This is a genomic window from Streptomyces sp. 150FB, assembly GCF_000818195.1.
In the GTDB taxonomy this organism is placed as follows: Bacteria; Actinomycetota; Actinomycetes; order Streptomycetales; family Streptomycetaceae; genus Streptomyces.
In genome coordinates this window covers 3,048,915-3,056,071 of sequence record NZ_JTHL01000001.1, presented here as the reverse complement: position 1 = coordinate 3,056,071, position 7,157 = coordinate 3,048,915, and the positions used below count along the sequence as shown (strand labels likewise).

Here is a 7,157-nt window from a genome sequence, read left to right as displayed (position 1 = left end):
GGGGGGGGAGCCGCTGCGGCTCGGCGGCGCGGATCCCGCGCAGCCCGGCGGCGACCAGCGCGGCCGAGGCGGCGAAGGTCGCCGCGTCCAGCAGCAGGACGGTCTCGGCGCCGAGGAACGCGATCAGTACGCCGGCCACCGCCGCCCCGATCATGCGGGCGCCCCGCGAGGACGCGTCGATCAGGCTGGCCGCCCGGGCGATCGGCGTCCCCGCTCGCTCGGCGAGGTCGGGGACGAGGACGGAGCGGGCGGTGAGGCCGGGGGTGTGGACGAGTCCGCTGACGGCCATCAGCGCGCACAGCATCCAGAACTGCAGCACCCCGGCGAATCGCAGCAGCGGGATCGCCGTCACGGCGAGACCGCAGATCAGGTCGGAGACGACCGACACCCGGCGCCGGCCGAGACGGTCGATGACGGGCCCGCCGACCACGGCTGCCACCACCACCGGCAGGGTCGCGCAGAAGGCGACCACCCCGGCCTTGCCCGCGCTGCCGGTGGTCTGGAGGACGAACCAGGGCACCGCGATCAGCGTCAGTGAACTCCCGGCTATGGAAACGGTGTTGGCGGCAAGGACGGCCGCCAGCGGCCGCCGGTCGCGGCCGGCGGGCGGTATGTCGTACGTTCCCCCGTACGCGCTCATGCCGCCCGGGCCCCGCTCTGTGCGGGGCTGTTGACGAGCCGGAGCCCCAACTCGACCAGGCTCCAGCCCAGTTGGCTACGGAGGCCCGAGCGCGAGGATCTCGCCGCTCCCGGCGGCGGGGTGTGGCCCAGGGCCGCGTGTCCGGCGGCCTCGTGGCGGAGTTCGGCGGCGCGTGCGGTGTGCAGGTGCAGATGGATGTCGGAGTGCATGACTTGGGATCCCCCTCAGGCGTTGTTCTGCGGAAAGGCGTGCAGATGGACCCGGATCTGCGCCGTGTCGGCGTCGTCCGGCAGTGCGCGTTCGCGGTAGCTGTCGATGAGGTCGTGCACCTTGGTCTCCATCTCCTCCAGGAGTTCGGGCGTCAGGCGCAGGGTGAAGTCGCTGAAGTCGGCCGCCGTGGCCCACTGGGCCGGCCATTCGTGCCGCGTCCCCAGCCAGGTGCTCAGCTCCTGGCCGTGCATGGTCGCGATCTGGTTGACGAACGTGTTGAGCGCGCCCTGCACCTCGGGATCGGGGTCGAAGTACAGCTCCGGATTGAGGCTCACTCCCTGGTGGGCGGCCTTCCACCAGCGCTCCCGCCCCTTGCCGAGCTCCGGGTCGTCCTCGACGAAGCCGTGCGCCGCGAGCTGGCGCAGGTGGTAGCTGGTGGCCCCGCTGGACTCGCCCAGCCGGTCGGCCAGTTGGGAGGCGGTGGCGGGGCCGTGGTGCCGCAGGGCCGTCAGCAGGCGCATGCGCAGCGGGTGGGCGAGGCCGCGCAGTGAGCGCGGATCGAGCTCGCGGGCGTTCTCCTCGATGAATTCGGGCATGGCTCCACTCTAGAGTTGCAAAGAACATGTTGCAAGTACTTCTTTGCAACGTGTTCTTTGCGAGTGGAGGAGCTCCCGCTCACCCCTTGTCAGTGCTCGTCAGCGTTCGTCAGTGCTCCGCGCCGCCTGCTCCACCAGCGGGATGATCCGCAGCGGTACGGGGTTCTCCATCACGATCGCCGTCGACGCCCGCACGATGCCCTCGTAGCCGACCACCAGGTCGATCACCCGCTGGAGATCGGCGTTCGAGCGGGCGACCAGGCGGCACAGCATGTCGCCCTGGCCTGTCGTGGTGTGCAGTTCGAGGACCTCGGGCACGGTCGTCAGATGCGCCCGCACCTCGGCGCCCTGGCCCTGCTTGATCTCCAGCGTGGCGAAGGCCGTGACGGGGTAGCCCAGCGCGGCCGGGTCCACGGCCGGGCCGAATCCCCGGATGACGCCGCCCGACTGCAACCGGTCGAGCCGCGCCTGTACGGTCCCGCGCGCCACGCCCAGCCGCCGCGACGCCTCCAGTACCCCGATGCGCGGCTCCCGCGCCAGCAGCACGATGAGTTTGCCGTCGAGCCCGTCGATGCCCATGGAACGCCCTTCACCCGGATGGCCTGGTCATGCTGTGCAGATCGCCCCGTCATTCTGGCGAACCACTGTGCAGGTTGCCCAGTGAAATCCGGAAGTATTGCGCACCTTGTGGAACGGGGAGAGCCTGAGGCCATGGCTGACATCTCGACGCACCCCGCAACCGACGCCCCCGACACCGCCGCCACGGCCGACCCGTTCCCGGTCAAGGGCATGGACGCCGTCGTCTTCGCCGTGGGCAACGCCAAGCAGGCGGCCCACTACTACTCCACGGCCTTCGGCATGAAGCTCGTCGCGTACTCGGGCCCGGAGAACGGCAGCCGGGAGACCGCGAGTTACGTCCTGACCAACGGCGGCGCCCGCTTCGTGTTCACGTCCGTCATCAAGCCGTCCACCGAGTGGGGCACCTTCCTCGCCGACCATGTCGCCGAGCACGGTGACGGCGTGGTCGACCTCGCGATCGAGGTCCCCGACGCGCGCGCCGCGTACGCGTACGCCACCGGCCAGGGCGCGCGGGGCCTCACCGAGCCGTACGAACTCAAGGACGAGCACGGCACGGTGGTCGTCGCGGCGATCGCCACGTACGGCCGCACCCGGCACACCCTCGTCGAGCGCACCGGCTACGACGGGCCCTACCTGCCGGGCTTCGCCGCCGCCGAGCCGATCGTCGAGCCCGCCGCCAAGCGCACCTTCCAGGCCATCGACCACTGCGTGGGCAATGTCGAGCTGGGCCGGATGAACGACTGGGTGGGCTTCTACAACAAGGTCATGGGCTTCACGAACATGAAGGAGTTCGTGGGCGACGACATCGCCACCGAGTACTCCGCGCTCATGTCGAAGGTCGTCGCCGACGGCACGCTCAAGGTGAAGTTCCCGATCAACGAGCCCGCCGCCGGCAAGAAGAAGTCGCAGATCGACGAGTACCTGGAGTTCTACGGCGAGGCGGGCGTCCAGCACATCGCGCTCGCCACGAACGACATCGTCGCCTCGGTACGCGCGATGCGCGCCGCCGGCGTCCAGTTCCTGAACACGCCCGACTCGTACTACGACACGCTCGGCGAGTGGGCGGGCGAGACCCGGGTGCCGGTGGAGACCCTGCGCGAGCTGAAAATCCTCGTCGACCGGGACGAAGACGGCTACCTGCTACAGATCTTCACCAAGCCTGTCCAGGACCGACCGACAGTCTTCTTCGAAATGATCGAAAGGCACGGTTCCATGGGCTTCGGCAAGGGCAATTTCAAAGCGCTCTTCGAGGCGATCGAGCGTGAGCAGGAGAGGCGCGGGAATCTCTGACGCGTAGCCCCCGCTCGCGAACGGCTGCCGGACGGCCCCACGGAAACTGACCCGTGGGGCCGTAGCCGTGTCACGCCACCGGTGCCGGCTCCACGACCCCGGGCGCCTCCACGACCCCGGGCGGAGCCGGTACCTGACCCGCCGTACCGTCCCCCGCGTCCGGGGGCCCCTGGGCGCCGGCACCCGCACCCGCACTCCCACCCGTACCCGGCTGCCCCAGCGCGTCCAGCGCCTCCCGCGCGCGGGGCGCCAGCAGCGGCGAGAAGTTCGGATTGATCCGCACGGCCTCATCGATGTGGCGGCGGGCGGGCCCGGCCATCCCGAGCGTCCGCTCGATCTCGCCCCGGTGGTACGAGAACAGCGCGCTGCGCGGCCCCTGATCCGTCGCCCTCTTCGCGTACGTCAGCCCCTCCTCGGCCCGGCCCGACCGGTACAGCGCCCACCCCAGCGCGTCGGCGACCTCCACGCTCCTCCGGTGCCGCGCCCACTCGGCGGTCAGCCGCTGGGCGGCCGCCGCCGGATCGCCGTGGTCGGTCTCGAACCTCGCGAGCACCAACTCCTCGTTCACGCCCTGCCCCTGGGCGAGCGCGGCCTTCGCGGTGAGCGCCTCGTACTGGCTGTGCGCGTCCCCGTCCAGCCCCAGCGACTCGTACAACTCGCCCAGCTCAAGGGCGTATTCGGGCAGCGGAAGGTGCTGGAACGCCAACTGGTAGCCGGCGTAGGCCTCGTCGGTCCTGCCCAGCGCCGCCAGCGCCCTCGCCCGGCCGCCCATCGACGGCGAGTGGTCGGGCGCCGCCTGGAGCGCGGCGTCGAAGTGGCCGAGCGACTCCTTCGCGTCACCCCGCTCCCAGGCCAGATCGCCCAGCGTGTGCAGCGACGCCGCCTTCTCGGTGGGGGACCCGGCCCGCTGCGCCGCCTCGGCCGCCTTCTCCTCCGCGTCCTCGCTCCAGCCGCGCCCCCGGTAGACCTCGGAGGAGCGCGCCAGCACCGGGGCGCCCTTGCGCAGCTTGCGGTACCTGTCGAGGGCCTTGCCCGCCGACGCGTAGTCGCCGAGCCCGCTGTACGCCTCGATCAGCACCGGATACGCGGCCCACCCCTTGGGCCGGGCCGCGTGGGCCCGTTCGCCCCACTTCCTGGCGGTGGGGAAGTCGCTCCTGGCGTCGGCGAGCGCGGCCATCCCGATCATCGCCGCGGGATTCCCCCGGTCGGCGGGCAGCACGGAGAGTGAACGCCGCAGCGCCCGCTCGGCCTTCGGGAAGGACGCCCAGTCCGCCCGCCGGGCGCCCCGCTCCACGTACGCGGAGCCGAGTACCGCCCACGCCTGGTCGTCCTTGGGGTGCTTGCGTACCCACGCCTCCCGGTCGCCGATGAGCGCGGTCAGATCCGGCAGCGAGGCCGGTGCCCCGGAGTCGGCGGCGGTCATGGCACGGGACTCGGGGCCCGGTGCCGGGGCGGCCTCCCGGTCGCCGTCGGGTACGAACACGAGGGCGGCCGCGACCAGCAGGGCGCCCAGTCCGGCGGCGACCACCGCCCGTCTGATGTGCGTGATGTGCTCCGTCGTCATGGCGTTCATGATTATTACTGTGCGTCAATATGAAGAGCACATCTGTTCCTGGGCCGTGGATCGCAGACGGGTTCACACCGATGGCCCCCGGGTGCGACTCTGGGACCATGGATGACCTCCTCGCACAGCTCAGGGCGGCGCTGCCCGCCGAAGCCCTGATCACCGATCCGGACGTGACGGCCTCCTACGCGCACGACATGGCGAGCTTCTGCGAGGCGGGCACGCCCGCCGTGGTCGTCCTGCCGCGCACGGTCGAACAGGTGCAGCACGTGATGCGTACGGCGACCGCGCTGCGCGTCCCCGTCGTCCCGCAGGGCGCGCGTACGGGACTGTCCGGCGCGGCGAACGCCTCGGACGGCTGTGTCGTCCTCTCCCTCGTCAAGATGGACCGGATCCTGGAGATCAGCCCGGTCGACCGGATCGCCGTCGTCGAACCCGGCGTCATCAACGCCACCCTGTCGCGCGCGGTCGGCGAGCAGGGCCTCTACTACCCGCCGGACCCGTCGAGCTGGGAGATGTGCACCATCGGCGGCAACATCGGCACCGCGTCCGGCGGGCTGTGCTGCGTCAAGTACGGCGTCACAGCGGAGTACGTCCTCGGCCTCGACGTCGTCCTCGCCGACGGCCGGCTGCTCACCACCGGGCGCCGCACGGCCAAGGGGGTCGCCGGATACGACCTGACCCGGCTCTTCGTCGGCTCCGAGGGCAGCCTCGGCATCGTCGTCAAGGCCGTTCTCGCGCTGAAGCCGGCGCCGCCGCGACAGCTCGTGCTGGCCGCCGAGTTCGGCTCGTCGGAAGCCGCGTGCGACGCCGTCTGCCGGATCATGGAGCGCGGGCACACCCCCTCGCTCCTCGAACTCATGGACCGTACGACGGTCCGCGCCGTCAACGCGATGGCGAACATGGGCCTGCCCGAGACGACCGAGGCCCTGCTGCTCGCGGCCTTCGACACCGCCGACCCGGCGGCCGACCTGGCCGCGGTGGGGGAGCTGTGCACGGCGGCCGGAGCCACCGAAGTGGTCCCGGCCGACGACGCCGCCGAATCCGAACTCCTCCTCCAGGCACGGCGCCTGGCGCTCGTCGCGCTGGAGCAGGTCAAGGGCACGACGATGATCGACGACGTGTGCGTGCCCCGCTCCCGGCTCGGCGACCTGCTCGTCGGCATCGAGGCCATCGGCGAGAAGTACGACCTGACGATCGGCGTCTGCGCCCACGCCGGCGACGGCAACACGCACCCCACGGTCTGCTTCGACGCCGACGACCCCGACGAATCACGCCGGGCCCGCGAGTCGTTCGACGAGATCATGGCGCTCGGCCTGGAGCTGGGCGGCACAATCACCGGCGAACACGGCGTGGGCGTACTGAAGAAGGAGTGGCTGGCCCGCGAACTCGGCCCGGTGGGAATCGAGTTGCAGCGCGGGATCAAGCAGACGTTCGACCCGCTGGGGCTACTCAACCCCGGCAAGCTGTTCTGAGACGGCCAGCACCTCCCCGACCAAGGTGTCCAGGTCGGCCGTGGTGGTGAGGTAGTTGCAGATACAGGCGCGCAGGACCGTTTCACCGGAGTGTTCCACCGTCGCCAGATACGCGTGGCCACGCGCCTGGAGCCGGGCCGCCAGCGCGGCGTGATCCGTCCGGGGCCCCTCGCCGCTGTCCCTGACCCGGAAGCAGACCACCGGGAGAGGGCCCGAAGCGCACAGGTCGAGTCCGGGATGCTCACCGATCCGCTCGCGCAGATACGCCGCGAGGTCCTGGTAACGCTGGAGCAGTGAGACCACCCCGGAGCGGCCGAGGTGGCGCAGGGTGGCCCACAGCTTCAGCGCACGGGTGCCCGGCCTGGTGAGTTCGACGGTGTAGTCCGACATCCACGGCACGTCGTCCCCGCCCTCCAGGTACGAGGCCCGGAAGGAGAAGGCGGCACGCAGCCGGTCCGGGTCGCTCACCAGGGCCGCGCCACAACCCACCGGCACGGACAGCGACTTGTGCGGATCCACGGTCAGCGAGTCGAGACCGTCCATCCCCCGGTAGGCGGCGGCCAGTTCGGGCACGAGTGCGCCGAGTCCGCCCCAGGCGCCGTCGGCGTGGTGCCACATGCCGGTGCTCCGGCACAGCTCGGTGACCGGCTCCAGCGGGTCGACGGCGCCGCTGCCGGTCGTACCGAGCGTGGACACCACACAGAACGGAAGCAGCCCGGCGGCGCGGTCAGCGGCGACCGCCGCCCGCAGCGCGCCCGCGTCCATCCGCCGGTCGGCGGTGCTGGGTACCGTACGCAGCCGCC

Annotated in this window: 8 protein-coding genes; 2 read left to right on the top strand and 6 right to left on the bottom strand. The window is 71.4% G+C overall.

Annotation, left to right across the window (positions count from 1 at the left end; all coding sequences use genetic code 11):
- The 4 genes from QR77_RS12980 to QR77_RS12965 form a co-directional block, all read right to left on the bottom strand.
- The coding region (locus QR77_RS12980) for an MFS transporter (RefSeq protein ID WP_150130563.1) at positions 1 to 640 on the bottom strand (640 nt) is incomplete at its 3' end.
- Complete coding sequence (locus tag QR77_RS12975; RefSeq protein ID WP_040021816.1) at positions 637 to 849, bottom strand: hypothetical protein; 213 nt, start codon at positions 847 to 849, stop codon at positions 637 to 639. The genes QR77_RS12980 and QR77_RS12975, both read right to left, overlap by 4 nt.
- Before the next feature lie 15 nt (positions 850 to 864).
- A complete protein-coding gene (locus QR77_RS12970) occupies positions 865 to 1,446 on the bottom strand; it encodes a helix-turn-helix domain-containing protein (protein WP_040021814.1) in 582 nt (193 codons plus the stop codon).
- A 99-nt stretch (positions 1,447 to 1,545) separates the two neighbouring features.
- Positions 1,546 to 2,025, bottom strand: coding sequence for an Lrp/AsnC family transcriptional regulator (locus tag QR77_RS12965; RefSeq protein ID WP_040021812.1), 480 nt, complete (start codon positions 2,023 to 2,025; stop codon positions 1,546 to 1,548).
- A gap of 132 nt (positions 2,026 to 2,157) precedes the next feature.
- On the opposite strand from QR77_RS12965, the gene hppD reads away from it, so the two are divergent.
- Entirely contained in the window at positions 2,158 to 3,315 is a 1,158-nt protein-coding gene (gene hppD / locus QR77_RS12960) for a 4-hydroxyphenylpyruvate dioxygenase (protein ID WP_040021810.1), read from the top strand.
- A gap of 70 nt (positions 3,316 to 3,385) precedes the next feature.
- Here the strand turns inward: hppD and QR77_RS12955 are convergent, their stop codons facing one another.
- Positions 3,386 to 4,888 carry a tetratricopeptide repeat protein gene (locus QR77_RS12955; protein ID WP_107068924.1) on the bottom strand — a complete coding sequence of 501 codons (1,503 nt, stop codon included), beginning with the start codon at positions 4,886 to 4,888 and terminating at the stop codon, positions 3,386 to 3,388.
- Between the two features lie 98 nt (positions 4,889 to 4,986).
- On the opposite strand from QR77_RS12955, the gene QR77_RS12950 reads away from it, so the two are divergent.
- The gene (locus QR77_RS12950; protein WP_052488710.1) at positions 4,987 to 6,354 is read left to right on the top strand and encodes an FAD-linked oxidase C-terminal domain-containing protein; all 1,368 of its coding nucleotides are present in this window, start codon (positions 4,987 to 4,989) and stop codon (positions 6,352 to 6,354) included.
- Here QR77_RS12950 and QR77_RS12945 read toward each other — a convergent pair.
- Positions 6,328 to 7,157, bottom strand: an 830-nt coding sequence (locus QR77_RS12945; RefSeq protein ID WP_236710626.1) for a pyridoxal-dependent decarboxylase, incomplete at its 5' end; no start/stop codon positions are given. The two genes, QR77_RS12950 and QR77_RS12945, sit on opposite strands and share 27 nt — an antisense overlap.